Source organism: Nonomuraea sp. KM90 (assembly GCF_052246675.1).
Lineage (GTDB): Bacteria > Actinomycetota > Actinomycetes > Streptosporangiales > Streptosporangiaceae > Nonomuraea.
The window spans coordinates 1-16,636 of the sequence record NZ_JBQQCB010000053.1; the positions used below are offsets into that span (position 1 = coordinate 1).

Here is a 16,636-nt window from a genome sequence, read left to right on the forward strand (position 1 = left end):
GCCCGCCACCGACCGGCCCGCCACCGACCGGCCCGCCACCGACCGGCCCGCCACCGACCGGCCCGCCACCGACCGGACCGCCACCGACCGGCCCGACGTGGACACCTCGACGTGGCATCCCCCCGCCCCGGCATCGGGGACCTGGTCTTCGGCGGCCACGACATCTCCTCGATCCCCCTGGGCAAGAAGGCCGCCGCCCTGGCCGAGGCGGGAATCGTCCCCGCGCAGCCGGCCGAGGCCGTACGCGACGCGCTGTCCGAGGTCGAGCAGGACGTCCGGCCCCTGCCGGTCCACGACACCCAGGCAGAGACCGCCGACGCCATCGGCGCCGACCTGGACCGTTTCCGCCGGCGGCACCGGCTGGACCGTGTCGTCGTGATCAACGTGTCGACCACCGAACCGGCGCGGCCACCTCATCCCGCCCACACCGATCTCGACGCGCTGCGCGCCGCGCTGGCCGGACCGGAGCCCGTCCTGCCGCCCAGCGCCCTGGCCGCATACGCCGCCCTGCGAGCCGGCTGCCCGTACGTCGACTTCACGCCCTCCACCGGCGCCCGCCTGCCCGCCCTCGACACCCTGGCCCGCAGGGAGGGGCTCCCGTACGCGGGCCACGACGGCAAGACCGGCGAGACCCTGGTCAAGTCGGTGCTCGCCCCGATGTTCGCCCTGCGCAACCTGAAGGTGCGCACCTGGTCGGGGATCAACCTGCTGGGCGGCGGCGACGGCGCGAACCTGGCCCAGCCGGCGGCCAACGCGGCCAAGTCCGCCAGCAAACAACGCGTGCTCGCCGAGACGCTCGGCTACGTCCCGCAGGGTGACACCCGGATCGACTTCGTCGAGGACCTCGGCGACTTCAAGAGCGCCTGGGACCTGATCTCCTTCGAAGGCTTCCTCGGAACCCGCATGCGCATGGAGTTCACCTGGCACGGCTGCGACTCGGCGCTGGCCGCGCCGCTGATCCTGGACCTGGCGCGGCTGACCGCGGCCGCGCACCGGGCCGGGCGCACGGGCCCGCTCACCGAACTGGCCTTCTTCTTCAAGGACCCCCTCGGAGACGTACCGCACGGGCTGGCCGAGCAGTGGCAGGCGTTGCGGGCCGCCGTGGACGCACTCGGCGCGCGAGGGGAGGGGCGGTGACGACGCGATGACGGCGCCCGGACCCGGCTAGGAGGCGGGCGGAGCTCCGGGCACCCCCAGCAGCGGCAGCCACACCTTGTCCACGATCTCGACGATCGACTCGTCCGGCACCGCGCGCATCGTCATGAACATGTCGTGGCGCAGCAGGTCCAGCGGCAGGTTCACCACGCGGGACGGGCGTGGCACGTCGGGCAGCTCGCCGCGCCCGACCGCGCGGGCGACGATCATCTCGAAGGCGGTCGCCCGGCCCGGCGGCACGAGGGTGTCGCGCAGCTCCCCGAGGCTGGTGCCGGTGTCCTGGAAGTAGCCTGCCAGCTGCACGCTCATCAGCGTGATCGTGCCGGCACGGTCGGCGTCGGCGTTGCGCAGGAAACCGATCGCGTCGTCGCGGAGGTTGCCGGTGTCGGGCACCTCGATCGGCTGCCAGAACCTGGTGAGCGTGGCCAGCAGCAGGTCGTCGCGCTGCGGCCAGCGCCGGTAGAGCACGGGACGGCTGGTGCCGGCGCGGGCGGCGACCGCTTCGTAGGTGAAGCCGTGATATCCGTGCTCGACCAGCACGTCCCATGCGGCGTCGAGGAGCGCGTCCTCGAGTTTGGAGCCGCGTCTACGGGCTGCGCCGCTGTCACGGATCGTGTCGCCGTCGGTACGACGTTCCGCCGCCTGCGCCCCGATCGCCCCGATCGCGCCGCGCTCTCCGCGCTCGCCCGTGATCCGCTCGTTCTTACGATCCACTCGCGTATCTTATCGCGGGGACCTGCGGTGTCCACCGAGCTCCGCGGCGGACCCCGGCGGCCTCGAGCAGGCCCTGGTCCGCTGGTTCGGCCCCCGCCAATGGCCGGGCCGATACGTACAAGCGTACGTAATATGTGTACGGTTGTACGTATGATGCCCAACCTTGACGGCCGTTCGATGCGGGAGCGGATGCTCGCCGGTGACCTGTACGTAGCCGACGACCCGGAACTGGCCGAGCACCTGCTGCGCGCCGCCGACCTGATGGACGCCTTCAACGCCACGTCGGCCCGCGACCCGCGGGAGCAGCGCCGGCTGCTCGCCGAGTTGCTCGGCGCGGTCGGCGAGGGCACGATGATCCGGCCGCCGCTGCGGGTCGACTACGGCAGCCACCTCCGCATCGGCGCCCGCTCGTTCGCCAACTTCGGCCTCGTCGCCCTGGACGTCGCGCCGATCACCATCGGCGACGACGTGCAGATCGGGACGAACGTGCAGCTCCTGACGCCGACCCACCCGGTGGACCCGGAGCTGCGGAGGGCCAAGTGGGAGGCCGCCCGGCCGATCACCATCGGCGACAACGTGTGGCTGGGCAGCGGGGCGATCGTCCTGCCCGGGGTGACGATCGGGGAGAACACGGTCGTCGGCGCCGGCGCGGTGGTCACCCGCGATCTCCCGGCGAACGTCGTCGCGGCCGGCAACCCGGCCCGGGTGATCCGTACGATCGAGCCGGGCACGGCATGAGCACTCCCGCCACCCCGCGGAGGCGGCGGCACGACCCCGGGCGGCGGGACCGGCTGATCGACGCCGCGCTCACCGTCATCGCCGAGCGCGGCGTCGCCGGGACGACGCACCGGGAGATCGCCCGCGCCGCCGACGTGCCGCTGGGCTCGATGACGTACCACTTCGCGTCGCTGGAGGAGGTGCTCGCCGAGGCGTTCACCCGGCACGCCGACGCCGTGGCCCGCGTCTTCGACGAACGTCTGAGCGCCGCCCGCGACCGTGACGAGGCCGTCGAGGCGGTCATCACGCTGGTGGCGGACGACCTGCTCGGCTCCCGGCACGACCTCGTCCTCACGGCGGAGCTGTACGTGGCCGCGGCCCGCAACCCGGCCCTCCTGGCCGTCACCCAGGCGTGGATGGCGCGCAGTCGGCAGGCGCTGGAACGCCACTTCGACGCCACCACCGCCCGCGAGCTCGACGCGCTCATCGAAGGGCTCACGCTGCACAGCGCCCTGTCGACCGACCCGATGACGCCGGAGCAGATCCGCCACGCCATCCACCGGTACCTGCGCTGACCCCCCTCCCCGCACCCACCCGCCAGGCAGGTGCCGGGAACCGGTGACCGCGTTCCTGCGCGGCCGGACCGAGAATTGAGCCGGATCCGATGGGGAACGAGACAAGGAGTGCCTGATGATCGTTGTGCGGGAGTTCGGGATCCGGCGGCTGCCGGCGGGTGCCGCGGCCGATGACGGGCTGATGGCCGAGCTCGCGGATCTGGTGAACGAGGTGTACGCGGTCGCCGAGGAGGGTTTGTGGGCCGATGGCGTCGCCCGTACGTCCGTGGCGGAGGTCGCCGGTTACGTCAAGGCGGAGGAGATCGCCGTGGCGCTCGTGGACGGGCGGATCGCCGGGTGCGTGCGGGTGCGGGAGGTCGACGGCGACACGAGCGAGTTCGGGATGCTGGCCGCCTCGCCCCGGCATCGGGGCTCGGGGCTGGGGCGGGAGCTCGTACGCTGCGCCGAGCGGCTCGGCCGGGCGGAGGGGCGCGGGGTCATGCAGCTGGAGTTGCTGGTGCCGCGGGACTGGCAGCACCCGTCCAAGGAGTTCCTGGCCGCCTGGTACGGCCGGATCGGCTACCGGCCGGTCGCCACGGGGGTGGTGGAGAGGGACTACCCGCACCTGGCGCCGTACCTGGCCACGCCCTGCCACTTCGTGATCTACCGCAAGGACCTGGAGGCGGATCAGTCCACACCGGTCTAACACGTCGTCAGGAGTATGTGGCATATGTGAGGCCGGTGACCCGGAGGCGGGGATCGCCCGGTGGCGGGTGTGGGTCAGCGCGCCTCCCCGATCGGGGGCAGACCGGCGTACACGTTCCCGGCGTTCCCGGCGAGGACCGCCGCGGCCACCTCGCCGGGCACCAGCCCGGCGACGGCACGCGCGTTGGCGGCGGTGCCGGGCACGCCCGGCCAGTCGGTGCCGAAGATCCACTTGCGGGCGAGGCGGGCCAGGTCGAACTTGGCGTAGTACTCCGGCAGCCGTTTGGGCGGCAGGCCCGACAGCTCCAGCCAGACGGTGTCGTGGGACAGGGCGAGGAAGGCGGCGGCGTCGTACCACCAGCCGCGCCCGCCGTGCGCGAGCACGACGTTGAGCCCGGGGAAGTCACGGATCACCGGGATGAGGAAGCGCGGGTCGGCGTTCTCGTTCGCGGCGCCGGGGAAGGAGCTGGTGCCGCAGTGGACGACGAGCGGGACGGCGCGTTCTTCGAGCACGTGGTACGCCCGGTACAGCGCCGCGTCGTCGCAGCGGAAGCCGCCGTGCACGGGATGCAGCTTGAGCGCGGCGGCTCCGAGGTCGAGTTGCCGGCGCACCTCGGCGGCGACCGGGAAGTGCAGGTGCGGGTTGACGTTGGCGACCGGGCGGAAGCGGGCCGGGTTGTGCTCGACGATGGGCAGCAGGTCCTCGAACGCCTGCGTGCCGGTCGCCTTGGGGCTGTACTCGCAGAACAGCAGCGCGACGTCCACGCCCTCGGCCGTGAAGATCTCGTCCAGGCGAGCCGGGCGCGGCCGCCCCTCGCGGTCCCAGGCGTCCTCCATGACGCCGTCCGCGCCGAAGTCGCGGGCCCACCGCCGCCAGGCCGGCTTGAGGGTGCCGAGCAGCGGCACGTGGACGTGCGCGTCGATGAGCGGGAGGCCGTCGATCACGGCACGGCCTCCGCGGTGACCCGCCCGTGCGCGCCGGCGTCGCGGGCGCTCATCCGGGCGGCTCCCCGCCGGCCAGGTCCGCGACGATCTGGCGGACCTTGAAGCGCTGGATCTTGCCGGTCGCGGTCTTGGGCAGCCGGTCGAGGAAGATCACCTGGCGGGGCCGCTTGAACGCGGCCAGGCCGTCGCGGCACCACTGGACCAGCTCGCCGGCGGTGACCGGGCTCCGGACGACGACGCAGGCGACCGGTTTGTCGAGCCCGTGCTCGTCCGCCAGGCCGACCACCGCGGCCTCCTCGACCTGTGGATGCTCCAGCAGGCGGCTCTCGACCTCCACCGGCGAGACCCAGATGCCGCCCGCCTTGAGCAGGTCGTTGCTGCGGCCCAGGCAGGTGTAGTAGCCGTCGGGGGAGCGGACGTAGGTGTCGCCGGTGTTGAGCCACCCGCCCGCGAACACCGCCCGGCCGGCGTCGGCCCGCCGCCAGTAGCCCAGGGCGACGGACCCGCCCCGCACGTGCAGGGAGCCGGGCCGCCCGTCGGGCACGGGGGCGCCCTCCGCGTCACGCAGCTCGATGTCGTAGCCGGGCACCGGCCGGCCCGTGGTGCCGGGGCGTACCTCGCCGGGCCGGTTGGACAGGAAGATGTGCAGCGCCTCGGTGGAGCCGATGCCGTCGATGATCTCCACGCCGAAGCGCCCGGTGAAGCGCTCCTGCAGGGGCGCGGGCAGCGCCTCTCCCGCCGAGGCGGCCAGCCGTACCGACGTGAAGGCGTCCTCGGGCAGGCCGGCGCCGAGCAGCGCGGCGTAGAAGGTGGGGACGCCGAAGAACAGGGTCGGCCGGTCGGCGGCCAGGCGCTCGGCGGTCACGGCGGGGCTGGGGCGGCGCGGTTCGAGCAGCGTCGCCGCGCCGGCCGCGAGCGGGAAGAACATCGAGTTGCCGATGCCGTAGGCGAAGAAGAGCTTGGCGACGGAGAAGCAGACGTCGTCGGGCCGGATGCCGAGCACCTGGTCGCCGTAGGTCTCGCAGACGTACCGGATGCCGGCGTGGCGGTGCATGGCGCCCTTGGGGGCGCCGGTCGTCCCCGAGGTGTAGAGCCACAGCGCCCAGGAGTCCTCCAGCGTGCCGGCGGGCTCGCGCAGCCCGGCCGGCGCCCGCTCCCCGTCCGCGAGGAGGTCCTGCCAAGTCAGCGAGGTGATCCCGGCGGGCGCGGGCAGCGGGTCCGGGCCGTCGCACACCAGGTGGCGCACCTCGGGCGCCATGGCGAGCGCCTCCTGGACCTGCGGGCCGTACTCGGTGCCCGCCACCACCACGCTCGCGCCGGAGTCGGCGATGATCGTGCCGAGCTCCTTGGCGCCTAACATCGTGGAGACCGGTACGGCGACGAACCCGGCGCAGAAGGCCGCCAGGATGCCGGTGAACATGGGCACGCCGTCTCCGGTGACGAACAGCACCCGATCGTCGCGCCGCAGGTCCAGCCCGCGCAGCCCCGCGGTGGCCGCGGAGACCAGGGCCGACAGCCCGGCGTAGGTGAGCGTGGTCCCGGCGCGGACGGCGACGCGGTCGCCCCGGCCTTCGCGCACGTGGCGGTGGCAGAGCCAGACTCCGGCGTTGAACTCGCTCCCGCTCATGGTCACACCCGCTCGAGGTCGTAGTCGCCCTTGCGGCCGGTGCCGTAGCGGCGCAGGGCGCCGTCGGGGCCGGAGGCGTTGGGGCGGATGAAGATCCAGTTCTGCCAGGCGGTGAGCCGGCCGAAGATCTTGGTCTCCACGGTCTCCGGCCCGACGAAGCGGTGGTTGGCCTCCATGCCGGTCAGCGCGTCCGGCGAGAGCGAGGCGCGCTCTTCCAGGACGATGCGGAGTTCTTCCGCGAAGTCGATGTCGTCCATGGCCACGGTGACCAGGCCGAGCTCCAGCGCGGCGGCGGCGTCCAGTGGCTCGCCGAGCCGGGCGCGCACGGCTTCGAGCGCGGCGTCGTCGCCCCAGAAGCGGGACCGCAGGCGCGACAGGCCGTTGCCCATCGGGTAGTCGCCGTCGTTGGACGGGCTGAGGGCGACGGCGGCGGGGCGGTCGTCGTCGCGGTCCTCGTAGACGCCCTCCAGCATGTACTGCCGGTCGGCGGCCAGCGCCAGTTCGGCCAGCAGCCCGGCGAAGGCCGTGCCCGGGTCGATGACGGCGATGAGGCTGCGGCTGGTGACGTCGAGGCGTTTGAGCGTGCGTTTGTAGTAGTGGCGCACCTCGTTGGCGAACCAGTCGCCCGCCTCGTGGAGCTGGGCGTCGTAGGCCAGCACCCGTTCGGGGTCGCCGACGGTGCGCAGCACCCAGATGCCGAGGTCCAGCTCGTTGGTGCGCAGGTGCAGGATGAGGTCGTCCAGCGCCCGGGTCATGGCCAGCGGCCAGTAGTCCGCGCCCCGGGCGGTGGGGTCGGCGGGCGGGGCGTCGTGGGGGCCGGACACCGTGATCTCGACCCGGCGGTTCGCCCGGTCGATCCGGGCGGACACGTACGGGTAGGTGATGGCGTCGCCCTCGTCCCTGCGGTCGAGCGGCGTCAGGACGACGCCCTTGGCGTCCGAGGGGCGCCGGGACGCCCGCACCGCCTCGCCGGCGCGCCTGGCGACCTCCTCGGTGAAGGCGTTGCGCGGAACGGTGGCGTCGACCAGGCCCCATTCGCGGGCGGTCTTGCCGCGCAGGCCCTCGGACCTGGTGGCGAACACATCGGCGCGGTCCTTGCGTACGTGCCGCTTGTCCACCACGCGGGTCAGGCCGCCGGTGCCGGGCAGCACGCCGAGTAGCGGCACCTCGGGCAGCGAGACGGCCGAGGAGCCGTCGTCGATGAGGACGATCTGGTCGCAGGCCAGCGCCAGCTCGTAGCCGCCGCCCGCGGCGGTGCCGTTGAGCGCGGCGATCCAGGTCTGGCCGGAGTGCTCGGTGGCGTCCTCGATGCCGTTGCGGGTCTCGTTGGTGAACTTGCAGAAGTTCACCTTCCACGGGTGTGAGGACTGGGCGAGCATGCGGATGTTGGCTCCGGCGCAGAACATCCGGTCCAGGCCGCCGGTCACGACGACCGCCTTGACCTCCGGGTGCTCGAAGCGCAGCCGCTGGACGAGGTCGTACAGCTCGATGTCGACGCCGAGGTCGTAGGAGTTCATCTTGAGCTCGTAGCCGGGGACGAGGCCGCCGTGCTCGTCCACGCGCAGGGTGACGGTGGCCACCGCGCCGTCCACCTCGAGCGTCCAGTGGCGGTAGCGGTCCGGCGAGGTCGCGAAGCGGACCATCGGTGAGGTTTCAGCGGTGACAGTCAATGCGTGCTCCGAGGATTCGGGACCTTAGCCCCTCATATTCGACTTGATATAGGAGTAGCGTCAAGGCTTTGTAGTATTTACTGATGCGCTTCCGTGACCCCGGTCCGGATTACGGGCAGGCGTGCCTGACCTGAGAGAATGCGCGTCACGGAGATTCGGACGAGGGAGGGAGCGGTGGCCCCGAGCGAACCGCGCACGCCCGATGGCGGCCGGTCGGCCGTGTCCGCGGAACGCCCGCAGGACAGGACGTCCGCCAGCGCCCGGTCCTTGCTGCTGACCATCCTCGGAGAGTTCGTCATGCCCCGCCGCGGCGAGATGTGGACCGGCAGCCTGATCGAGGCCCTCGCGTCCCTCGGCGTGGAGGAGAAGTCCGCCCGGCAGGCCCTCTCCCGCACCGCGGCCGAGGGGCTGCTGCAGTCGGAGCGGCACGGCCGCAAGGTGCGCTGGATCCTGTCGGAGGCGGGGGACCGGCTGCTGCGCGAGGGCGCCGAGCGCATCTACGGCTTCATGCGCCGGCCGCACACGTGGGACGGCCGCTGGCTCGTGCTCACCGCGGGCGTGCCCGAGACCCAGCGTCAGCTCCGCCACCGGCTGCGCACCAAGCTCACCTGGCTGGGCCTCGGCTCGCCGGCTCCGGGGCTGTGGGTGGTGCCCGACGCCTCCAAGGAGGCCGAGGTGCGCGAGGTCGTCCGGGAGCTCGACCTCGCCGACCGGGCCTACGCCTGGACCGGTCCGTCGGCGGGCATCGGCGACACCACCAAGATCATCACGGCCGCCTGGGACCTCGACGACGTCGAGAAGCGCTATCTGAGCTTCATCGAACGCTTCGAACGCCGCACGGTCTCCTCCGACCGCGCGGCGTTCGTCAACCAGGTGCTGCTCATCCAGGAGTGGCGGCGCTTCCCGTTCCTCGACCCCGACCTGCCCGCCGAGCTGCTCGACCACGCCTGGCCCGGCACCCGGGCGGCCGCCGTCTTCCACGATCTGCACAACCGGTGGCATCGGCGCGCCCAGTCCGAGTGGGACCGCATGGAGGAGGAGGCCGCCGCGCGGCACTAGAGCAGCCCTTCGTCGGCCAGGTGCACGTAGTCGAACTCGACCGGCTGGTCGTTGATGCCGGTCTTCGGCGGGGCGATCCAGCCGGCGAACTCGCCGTACTCGTACTCGGGGACCATGAGGGAGGCCACCTTCTCGCGGTCCTCGGCCGTGGGGAGCCAGGTGCGGGCGCTGGCCTGCCACGTCGCCTCGTCCACGACCTCGCCGTGCGGGGTGACGTGGTGGCCGGCGTAGACGCCGACCTTGCGGTTGAAGCCCTCGTGCGGCAGGTAGAGCCGCTCGTCGAGGCCGGCGTCCGCCAGGGCCTGGTTCCAGCGGCGCACGCCGTGGGCGCAGTCGGTGGCGTACTCGTCGCGCAGGTCGAGGTTGAGGGCGCTGAGCATGGGGACGGTCCTGGTCGTGATCCGGCCGTCCTGGACATGGCGCAGCTCGCGGGTGGCCTCCAGCAGGACGTGGTCGTCCTTGCGCCGGGTCTCCATCCAGCGGCCCTTGAGCCCCGAGGTGTAGTAGTTGCCGGCGTTGGTGGACTGCTCGGAGCCGAACAGGTCCATGGAGACGGAGAACTGGAAGTTCAGGTACTTCTGGATGATGTCGAGCGGGATGCCCCCGTGGGGCAGGATGTCGGCGGTGCCGTGCCGCCTCATCAGCTCGGCCGTGCGCTCCAGCGTGCGCTGCACCCCGGTGGTGCCCACGAACATGTGGTGGGCCTCCTCCTTGAGCATGAACTGGCAGGTGCGCGCGAGGGGGTCGAACGCCGACTCCTTGAGCGTGCCGAGCTGGTACTTGCCGTCGCGGTCGGTGAAGTAGGTGAACATGAAGAACTGCAGCCAGTCGGTGGTCTCCTCGTTGAACGCGCCGAGGATGCGGGGCGCGTCGAGGTTGCCGGAGTTGCGCTTGAGCAGCTGCTCGGCCTCCTCGCGGCCCTCCCGGCCGAAGTAGGCATGCAGCAGGTAGACCATGGCCCACAGGTGGCGGCCCTCCTCCACGTTGACCTGGAAGAGGTTGCGCAGGTCGTAGATGCTGGGCGCGGTGTTGCCGAGGACGCGCTGCTGCTCCACGCTGGCGGGCTCGGTGTCGCCCTGCACGACGATCAGCCGCATCAGGTCGGCCCGGTGCTCGCCGGGCACCTCCTGCCAGGCGGGCTCGCCCTTGTGCTTGCCGAAGCCGACCGTGCGGTCGGGGTCGCGCTCGGCCAGGAAGATGCCCCAGCGGTACTCCTCCATGGGGACGTGGTCGAAGTGCGCCCACCCGTCGCGGCCGACGGCGACCGCGGTGCGCAGGTAGACGTCCTTGGTCGGCAGGGCCGGGCCGAGCGTCTTCCACCAGTCCAGGAACTTCGGCTGCCAGCTCTCCAGCGCGCGCTGCAGGCGGCGGTCGCTCGCCAGGTCGACGTTGTTGGGGATGCGCTCGCTGTAGTCGACGCGGCTGAGCGGGCCAGAGGGTGAGGGTGCGGCGCCGGTGCGGGAGTCAGTGGACATGGCTACTCCTTGCTGATGGACACATCCCTCAACATGCCACATTCTCATCGCGACACAGAAGGTATATGTAGCAAGTATTGTGCGGCCGGGGCGATAACGGCAGCTCAGGGTACGGATCGCCGCCGCGGATCCGGCCGGGGCCGGGACCGCGCCGGGGCCGGCCGTGATGAGCGGGCGTCGAAGGTCTCGATTGGTTACACGCTATTGACGTCACAACAGGCGTCTGTAGATTCTGGGCGCACCGTCTCAGCACGGGGGCGCGCCGAGCCATCTCCCTGGAGTGTTGCCATGCACGTTCTCTCCATCGATCTGCGCACGTTACGCACCAGCACGGCCGTCCTCGCCCTGACGACGGCCGCTGTCGTGCTCGCGGGTTGCGCCGGCTCGAGTCTCGACCAGTCCGGCGGTGGCCAGTCCGGCGACGCGGTGAAGATCGGGTTGCTGGTGCCGCTGTCGGGCGTCTACGCGCCGCTCGGCGAGGACATGCGCAACGGCTTCCAGCTCTATCTCGACCAGCACGCCGGCAAACTCGGCAACCGCACCGTCGAGGTGGTCAGCGCCGACGAGGGCGAGGGCCCGCAGACCGGCGTGCCGGCCGCGCAGAAGCTGGTGACGCAGGACCAGGCCACCGCGGTGGTCGGCGTCGTCAACTCCGCCACCGCGCTGGGCCTGCGCGACTTCTTCCACGAGTCCAAGAAGCCGCTGCTGGTGGCGAACGCGGGCGCGGACGACATCACCGGCGCCCGCAAGTCCGCGTACGTGTGGCGCACCAGCTTCGCCAACGGAAAGGTCGCGGCCCCGCTGGGCCCCGCCGTGGCCAAGGAGGTCAAGGGCGGCGTCTACCTCATCGCCGCCGACTACGCCGCCGGCCGGGAGATGGTCGCCGGGTTCCGCAAGACGTTCGAGGCGGCGGGCGGCAAGGTGGCCGGGGAGAAGTACACCCCCTTCGGCAAGACCCAGGATTTCCAGCCCTTCCTGTCGGCGATCCGCGGCTCCGACGCCAAGGCCGTCTACGCCTTCTACGCCGGCGCGGAGGCCGTGAGCTTCGTCAAGCAGTACCAGCAGTTCGGGCTGGCCGACAGCACACCGCTGTACGGCACCGGCTTCCTGACCGAGGGCGGCGTGCTCGACGCCCAGGGCGACGCCGCGGTGGGCGTGAAGACCTCGCTCCACTACTCCTCGGAACTGGACACCCCGCGCAACAAGGAGTTCGTGGACGCCTACCGCAAGGCCTACGACGAGGCGCCGACGGTGTACGCGGTGCAGGCCTACGACGCCGCGTCGGTGCTGGACAAGGCGCTCGCCAAGGCCCCCGGCGGCACCGGCGACGAACTGGTCAAGGCGCTGGGCACGGTGGGGACCGTCGACAGCCCCCGGGGCGGGTGGAGCTTCGACGCCGACCACGACGCCCAGCAGAAGTACTACCTGCGGGAGGTCCGCTCCACCGGCGGCACCGTGGTCAATGCCGTCCTCAGCGAGCTGAGCTGATGGTCACGTACCTGGTGAGCGTGCTCAACGGCCTGGCGATGGGCTCTTTGCTGTTCGCCATCGCGCTCGGACTGTCGCTGGTGTTCGGCATGATGGACGTGCTCAACCTCGCCCACGGAGCGGTTTACCTGGTCGGCGCGTACATCGTGGTCGCGCTGACCGCCGACGAGGGCGGCCTGCCGGCCTTCGTGCTGGCGGTGCTGGTCGCCGCCGTGGTGGGGGCCGTGCTCGGCGGCGTGCTGGCGGGCCTGTCGCGGGCCACGCCGCACCACCTCGACCAGGCCCTGCTCACCCTCGGCGTCTCGCTGGTGGTCGCCGAGACGCTGTCGGCGGTCTTCGGCAACGAGGTGCACTCCGTCGCCGCGCCCGCGCCGGTGGCGGGGAGCGTCTCCGTGTTCGGCCAGGCCTACCCGGTCTACCGGCTGCTGGTGATCGGCTTCGGGGTGGTGCTCGCCGTGGGCGTCTACGTGCTGGTCGAGCGGAGCCGGCTCGGCTCGCTGATCCGCGCGACCGTCGCCGATCGCGGCATGGTGTCCGCGCTGGGCATCAACACCGGCAGGGTGCTCGTCGGGGTCTTCGCCGCGGGAGCGGGGCTCGCGGCGGTCGGCGGCGTGCTGGCCGGGCCCATCCTGGGCGCCGCGCCGGGCCTGGACGAGAAGGTGCTGCTGCTCGCGCTGGTCGTGGTGGTCATCGGCGGGCTGGGCTCCGTTCGCGGCGCGCTGCTCGGCGCCGTGCTGATCGGGCAGGTCCAGGCCCTCGGCACCGCGCTGCTGCCCGAGTACGCGTCCTTCCTGATCTTCGGGGCGATGGGCCTGGTGCTCCTGGTGCGCCCGGCGGGCCTGCTGCCCGCGCGGACGGCGGTGCCCGCGTGAAGGCGGCCTGCCGGACCGCGACGCCGGCGGCCGATGGGACGGAAGCGGTGGGCGCGTGAAGGCCACCTACGAGACCGCGACGCCGGCGGCCGATCGGACGGGAGCGGTGGACGACAGCCGGCCCAGGCGGATCGCGCGCAGGGCCCTCGTGGCCGTGCCGGTGCTCGTGCTGCTCGCGGCGGCGCCGCTGGTGCTGGGCGTCTACCCGGTGTCGACCATGACCCGCATCCTCGCCTTCGCCGTGCTGGTGCTCAGCGTCGACCTGCTGACCGGGGTCACGGGGCTGCCCACCCTGGGGCAGGCGGCCTACTTCGGCGCCGGCGCGTACACCGCCGCGCTGGTGGGCATCCACCTCACCTCCGACGCGGCCGTCCAGGCACTCGCCGGCCTGGCCGCCGGTCTGATCACCGCAGCCCTCACCGGTTGGGTGGCGGTCCGTGCCCGGGGCATCGTCTTCCTGATGCTGACGCTCGCCATCGGCGAGTCGGTGCACCAGGTGGCCGAAACCTGGCCGGCCGTGGGCGCCGGGAACGGGCTGGCCGGGATGCCGCCGATCAGCCTGTTCGGCGGCCCGCCGCTCACCGCCGCCGGGTTCGTCTACTGGTGGGTGCTCGCGGTGGCGGTCATCGTCTTCGCGGCGGTCGCGCTGGTCGTGCGCTCCCCGTACGGCAGGACGTTGCGCGGCGTCCGCGACAACGAGCCCCGGCTGCGGGCCCTGGGCTACCGGCCCGCGCTCGCCCGGTACGGCGTGTTCTGCCTCGCCGGAGCCGTCGCGGGCACCGGCGGGGCGCTGTGGGCGGCGCAGGCCCGGTTCGTCTCGCCCGGGGACCTGGGCTTCGAGGTCGCGGCGCTCGCCCTGCTCAGCGTGGTCATCGGCGGCGCCGGCAGCCTGTGGGGCCCCTGCCTGGGCGCGGCCCTGGTGCTGCTGGTGCGCGACAACCTGTCGGCCTCCATCGGCGGCCACGGCCCGCTGGTGCTGGGCCTGGTCTTCGTGGCCGTCGTCTTCCTGCTCCCGGGCGGCCTCGCCGGTGCCACCGCCGGCCTGCGCCGCCGTCATCGGAAGGAGCCGATCCCGTGACGCCTCTGCTGGAGCTGCGCGGCCTCACCCGCGCCTACGGGTCGCTCCGGGCCGTCGACGGCGTGGACCTGTCCGTGCTGCCGGGGGAGCGGCACGCTCTCATCGGGCCGAACGGGGCCGGCAAGTCGACGCTGTTCGCCACCGTGGCCGGAACGTTGCCGGCCACCGGAGGGAGCGTGCTGTTCGACGGCGACGACATCACGGCGCTGCCGGAGCCCGAACGTGCCCGGCGTGGCCTGCTGCGCACCTACCAGCACGCCAGCCTCTTCCTGAACTGCTCCGTCCTGGACAACGTCGCCCTCGCCGTCCAGCGCGTCCACCGCGTGGCGCACCGCTTCGACCGGGCCGCGCGCCGCTTCCGCCGTACCGAGGCCGAGGCGCGCCGCCACCTGGAATCGGTCGGGCTGGCCGGGCGGGCGGAAGACCGGGCCGCCGCGCTGTCCCACGGCGAGCGCAGGCAGCTCGAGGTGGCGATGGTGCTGGCCGCGCGGCCCGCCCTGGTCATGTTCGACGAGCCCACCGCGGGCATGTCCGCCGCCGAGACCGAACGCTTCGCCGACCTGGTCGAACGCCTGCCGGACAGCCTGACCCTGCTCATCGTCGAGCACGACCTGGACGTGGTCTTCCGCCTGGCCGGCCGGGTGACCGTGCTGCACCTGGGGCGAGTCCTGGCCTCCGGCTCTCCCGAGCGGATCCGGGCCGACGACGAGGTCCAGCGGGCCTACCTCGGCTCGGCCAGAACCGACGACCTCTTCACCGGAGACTCCCGATGACGGACGTGCTCACCGTACGGGAGCTGCGCGCGGGCTACGCGGGCACCACCGTGCTCGACGGCGTCGACCTCACCGTGCCCGAGGGCGGTGTCGTGGCGCTGCTCGGCCGCAACGGCGCCGGCAAGACCACCTTCGTCCACACCGTCATGGGCCTGCTGAAGCCGTACTCCGGCAGCGTCCGCGTCGGCGACCGCGAACTCGCCGGGGCCGCCGCGCACACCGTCGCCCGCAGCGGCGTCGCCATCGTCCCGCAGGGCCGCCGCGTGTTCGCACCCCTCACCGTGGCGGAGACCCTGGGCCTCGCGGCCCGCCGCGGACGGCCGGCCTGGACGGTGGAACGCGTCTACGAGCTCATGCCGCGCCTGGCCGAGCGCCGCGCCCACCGCGGTGACCAGCTGTCGGGCGGGGAGCAGCAGATGCTGGCGATCGGCCGGGCCCTGCTGCGCGCTCCGCGCCTGCTCCTGCTGGACGAGCCGTCCGACGGCCTGGCGCCCGCCGTCGTCGACCACGTCGCGGGCCTGCTGGAAGGGCTGCGCGGCGAGGGTATCGCGATCGTGCTCGTGGAGCAGGACCTGCACCTGGCCTTCCGCCTGGCGGACGAGGTGGCGGTCATGCAGAAGGGGCGGATCGTGCACCGGGGTTCGACCGCCGACTTCCGCGCCGATCGCACCCGCGCCCACGCCCTTCTCGGCGTCGGCTGACCCGCGGCATTGGAATGCCCGTGGGATGAGAATGGGGGCTTGTTTGCCGATGACTCCGTGCGCCGGCGTGCTGATCTGGGCAAATAGGGCTAAGGGCATTCCAGCCTGTCGGTGCATTGATCGGATGGTAAGTCATGAATTCTGGCAATTTCCCTAGCTCGTCAGCTCCGTTGCAGCTGGCCGCCGGAGAGTCAAGCCAATTCATCGACCTCGAGACGACCGACTCGAACCGGACGATGCTGGTACGAGTCACGGCCTTCGCCCCCGACGGCCACAATGACGGCGGCAGGCCGCCGCTGATCCACCTCGCGGCCGGCACGGGACCCGTGGTGGAGGTCACGGAATTCCCCGAGACGCAGCAGGTCGCCGACGCCGAGAACCACATTGCCGGCTCGGCGACCTGGATGCGGAAGAACCTCGACGTGTACCTCGTACGAGTAGCTCTCGATCGCCCCGGAAGTAACTGGCGCATTCAGATCGTCAATGACGATTCCGACACACGTACTTTTCAGTTCATGAGTCTCGGCGGTGCGAAGATTCGTGACGAGAGCGACTGGCCGGATTCCGACCTGATCTATTGCGGTTCGTTCCCGTGCGCATGCACCCGTCATGAAGGCAGCCTCACGACGGAGTGCCCTTCCTGCGGTCACAAGAGCCAGCCGGCGTGAGGTGGCCGGACCGCCTGCGGCGCGTCAGGCGAAATCGGCCGCCGTCATGCCGGCCGGATGGCCGGGCGGCCACTGCACGAGCTCGATCCGGTAGCCGTCGGGGTCGGTGAGCCATGACGTCCGGATCCCCGGCCCCGGCTCCGCCGGCGGCTCGGCCGTGACGCCCTTGGCCGCGAGATCGGCGATCGTGGCGTCGAGGTCGTCCACCTGGACGACGAGGTGGTTGACGGCGCTGGTGTCCTCGACCGGTCTGGCGGGGTCGTGCACGAGCTCGAGGCTGACGAACGGGTCGTCGGGCAGCTGGAGCATGGTCAGGCTGCCGAACTCCGTGTCGGGGACGCCGCCGAGCTCGGCGTACCCGAGCGCGGTGTAGAAGGCGAGCGAGCGTTCCAGGTCGGTGACCCGCAGCCCGAGGTGCAGCATGCGCATGATCGG

General features: G+C 72.2%; 17 protein-coding genes. 11 read left to right on the forward strand and 6 right to left on the reverse strand.

The features are described 5' to 3' along the window. Window positions 1-111: 111 nt before the first annotated feature. Window positions 112-1,137 carry an inositol-3-phosphate synthase gene (locus tag ACTWPW_RS36580; protein WP_443171331.1) on the forward strand — a complete coding sequence of 342 codons (1,026 nt, stop codon included), beginning with the start codon at window positions 112-114 and terminating at the stop codon, window positions 1,135-1,137. 27 nt (window positions 1,138-1,164) lie between these two features. On the opposite strand, the gene ACTWPW_RS36585 is transcribed toward ACTWPW_RS36580, so the two are convergent. Continuing rightward, window positions 1,165-1,869 carry a TetR/AcrR family transcriptional regulator gene (locus ACTWPW_RS36585; RefSeq protein WP_443171332.1) on the reverse strand — a complete coding sequence of 235 codons (705 nt, stop codon included), beginning with the start codon at window positions 1,867-1,869 and terminating at the stop codon, window positions 1,165-1,167. A gap of 150 nt (window positions 1,870-2,019) precedes the next feature. Between ACTWPW_RS36585 and ACTWPW_RS36590 the strand changes: the two genes are divergently transcribed. The 3 genes from ACTWPW_RS36590 (at window position 2,020) to ACTWPW_RS36600 (ending at window position 3,846) form a co-directional block, all read left to right on the forward strand. Next, complete coding sequence (locus ACTWPW_RS36590; RefSeq protein ID WP_375117641.1) at window positions 2,020-2,607, forward strand: sugar O-acetyltransferase; 588 nt, start codon at window positions 2,020-2,022, stop codon at window positions 2,605-2,607. Continuing rightward, window positions 2,604-3,161, forward strand: a complete 558-nt coding sequence (locus ACTWPW_RS36595; protein WP_375117640.1) for a TetR/AcrR family transcriptional regulator — start codon at window positions 2,604-2,606, stop codon at window positions 3,159-3,161. Before ACTWPW_RS36590 ends, ACTWPW_RS36595 begins: the two co-directional genes overlap by 4 nt. 115 nt (window positions 3,162-3,276) lie before the next feature. Beyond that, window positions 3,277-3,846, forward strand: coding sequence for a GNAT family N-acetyltransferase (locus tag ACTWPW_RS36600; protein ID WP_443171333.1), 570 nt, complete (start codon window positions 3,277-3,279; stop codon window positions 3,844-3,846). A 74-nt stretch (window positions 3,847-3,920) separates the two neighbouring features. On the opposite strand, the gene ACTWPW_RS36605 is transcribed toward ACTWPW_RS36600, so the two are convergent. From ACTWPW_RS36605 to boxC, 3 genes are read right to left on the reverse strand one after another with little or no spacing between them, the layout of a single operon-like run. Then, window positions 3,921-4,790 carry an amidohydrolase family protein gene (locus ACTWPW_RS36605; RefSeq protein WP_443171334.1) on the reverse strand — a complete coding sequence of 290 codons (870 nt, stop codon included), beginning with the start codon at window positions 4,788-4,790 and terminating at the stop codon, window positions 3,921-3,923. 49 nt (window positions 4,791-4,839) lie between these two features. Then, complete coding sequence (locus ACTWPW_RS36610) at window positions 4,840-6,417, reverse strand: benzoate-CoA ligase family protein (RefSeq protein WP_443171335.1); 1,578 nt, start codon at window positions 6,415-6,417, stop codon at window positions 4,840-4,842. A gap of 2 nt (window positions 6,418-6,419) precedes the next feature. After that, window positions 6,420-8,060, reverse strand: a complete 1,641-nt coding sequence (gene boxC, locus ACTWPW_RS36615; RefSeq protein WP_443171336.1) for a 2,3-epoxybenzoyl-CoA dihydrolase — start codon at window positions 8,058-8,060, stop codon at window positions 6,420-6,422. A gap of 201 nt (window positions 8,061-8,261) precedes the next feature. Between boxC and ACTWPW_RS36620 the strand changes: the two genes are divergently transcribed. Next, the gene (locus tag ACTWPW_RS36620; protein ID WP_375117635.1) at window positions 8,262-9,146 is read left to right on the forward strand and encodes a PaaX family transcriptional regulator; all 885 of its coding nucleotides are present in this window, start codon (window positions 8,262-8,264) and stop codon (window positions 9,144-9,146) included. On the opposite strand, the gene boxB is transcribed toward ACTWPW_RS36620, so the two are convergent. After that, window positions 9,143-10,621 (reverse strand): benzoyl-CoA 2,3-epoxidase subunit BoxB, encoded by a 1,479-nt coding sequence (gene boxB, locus ACTWPW_RS36625; protein ID WP_443171337.1) that lies wholly within the window; start codon window positions 10,619-10,621, stop codon window positions 9,143-9,145. The two genes, ACTWPW_RS36620 and boxB, sit on opposite strands and share 4 nt — an antisense overlap. A gap of 288 nt (window positions 10,622-10,909) precedes the next feature. Here boxB and ACTWPW_RS36630 point away from each other — a divergent pair, with 288 nt between their 5' ends. The 6 genes from ACTWPW_RS36630 to ACTWPW_RS36655 all read left to right on the forward strand — a co-directional run bounded on the left by ACTWPW_RS36630 (window position 10,910) and on the right by ACTWPW_RS36655 (window position 16,201). After that, the gene (locus tag ACTWPW_RS36630; protein WP_375117633.1) at window positions 10,910-12,109 is read left to right on the forward strand and encodes an ABC transporter substrate-binding protein; all 1,200 of its coding nucleotides are present in this window, start codon (window positions 10,910-10,912) and stop codon (window positions 12,107-12,109) included. Continuing rightward, on the forward strand, window positions 12,109-12,981 hold the full coding sequence (locus ACTWPW_RS36635; protein ID WP_375117632.1) for a branched-chain amino acid ABC transporter permease: 873 nt from the start codon (window positions 12,109-12,111) through the stop codon (window positions 12,979-12,981). Before ACTWPW_RS36630 ends, ACTWPW_RS36635 begins: the two co-directional genes overlap by 1 nt. Before the next feature lie 55 nt (window positions 12,982-13,036). Beyond that, on the forward strand, window positions 13,037-14,059 hold the full coding sequence (locus ACTWPW_RS36640; protein ID WP_443171338.1) for a branched-chain amino acid ABC transporter permease: 1,023 nt from the start codon (window positions 13,037-13,039) through the stop codon (window positions 14,057-14,059). Further along, window positions 14,056-14,832, forward strand: a complete 777-nt coding sequence (locus ACTWPW_RS36645; RefSeq protein WP_375117630.1) for an ABC transporter ATP-binding protein — start codon at window positions 14,056-14,058, stop codon at window positions 14,830-14,832. The genes ACTWPW_RS36640 and ACTWPW_RS36645 overlap by 4 nt, the downstream gene beginning before the upstream one ends. Next, window positions 14,829-15,533 (forward strand): ABC transporter ATP-binding protein, encoded by a 705-nt coding sequence (locus ACTWPW_RS36650; protein WP_375117629.1) that lies wholly within the window; start codon window positions 14,829-14,831, stop codon window positions 15,531-15,533. Before ACTWPW_RS36645 ends, ACTWPW_RS36650 begins: the two co-directional genes overlap by 4 nt. Window positions 15,534-15,667: 134 nt before the next feature. Next, on the forward strand, window positions 15,668-16,201 hold the full coding sequence (locus tag ACTWPW_RS36655; protein ID WP_375117628.1) for a hypothetical protein: 534 nt from the start codon (window positions 15,668-15,670) through the stop codon (window positions 16,199-16,201). Between the two features lie 24 nt (window positions 16,202-16,225). Here ACTWPW_RS36655 and ACTWPW_RS36660 read toward each other — a convergent pair whose 3' ends face one another. After that, a complete protein-coding gene (locus ACTWPW_RS36660) occupies window positions 16,226-16,630 on the reverse strand; it encodes a VOC family protein (protein ID WP_375117627.1) in 405 nt (134 codons plus the stop codon). Window positions 16,631-16,636: the final 6 nt, after the last annotated feature.

What these genes read in the sequence shown, in the direction of transcription:
- ACTWPW_RS36590 (WP_375117641.1), top strand. Translation starts at nt 2,020, where the DNA reads ATGATGCCCAACCTTGACGGCCGTTCGATGCGGGAGCGGATGCTCGCC.
- ACTWPW_RS36595 (WP_375117640.1), top strand. Translation starts at nt 2,604, where the DNA reads ATGAGCACTCCCGCCACCCCGCGGAGGCGGCGGCACGACCCCGGGCGG.
- ACTWPW_RS36600 (WP_443171333.1), top strand. Translation starts at nt 3,277, where the DNA reads ATGATCGTTGTGCGGGAGTTCGGGATCCGGCGGCTGCCGGCGGGTGCC.
- ACTWPW_RS36610 (WP_443171335.1), bottom strand. Translation starts at nt 6,417, where the DNA reads ATGAGCGGGAGCGAGTTCAACGCCGGAGTCTGGCTCTGCCACCGCCAC.
- boxC (WP_443171336.1), bottom strand. Translation starts at nt 8,060, where the DNA reads ATGGTCCGCTTCGCGACCTCGCCGGACCGCTACCGCCACTGGACGCTC.
- boxB (WP_443171337.1), bottom strand. Translation starts at nt 10,621, where the DNA reads ATGTCCACTGACTCCCGCACCGGCGCCGCACCCTCACCCTCTGGCCCG.
- ACTWPW_RS36630 (WP_375117633.1), top strand. Translation starts at nt 10,910, where the DNA reads ATGCACGTTCTCTCCATCGATCTGCGCACGTTACGCACCAGCACGGCC.
- ACTWPW_RS36635 (WP_375117632.1), top strand. Translation starts at nt 12,109, where the DNA reads ATGGTCACGTACCTGGTGAGCGTGCTCAACGGCCTGGCGATGGGCTCT.
- ACTWPW_RS36650 (WP_375117629.1), top strand. Translation starts at nt 14,829, where the DNA reads ATGACGGACGTGCTCACCGTACGGGAGCTGCGCGCGGGCTACGCGGGC.
- ACTWPW_RS36655 (WP_375117628.1), top strand. Translation starts at nt 15,668, where the DNA reads ATGAATTCTGGCAATTTCCCTAGCTCGTCAGCTCCGTTGCAGCTGGCC.
- ACTWPW_RS36660 (WP_375117627.1), bottom strand. Translation starts at nt 16,630, where the DNA reads ATGCGCATGCTGCACCTCGGGCTGCGGGTCACCGACCTGGAACGCTCG.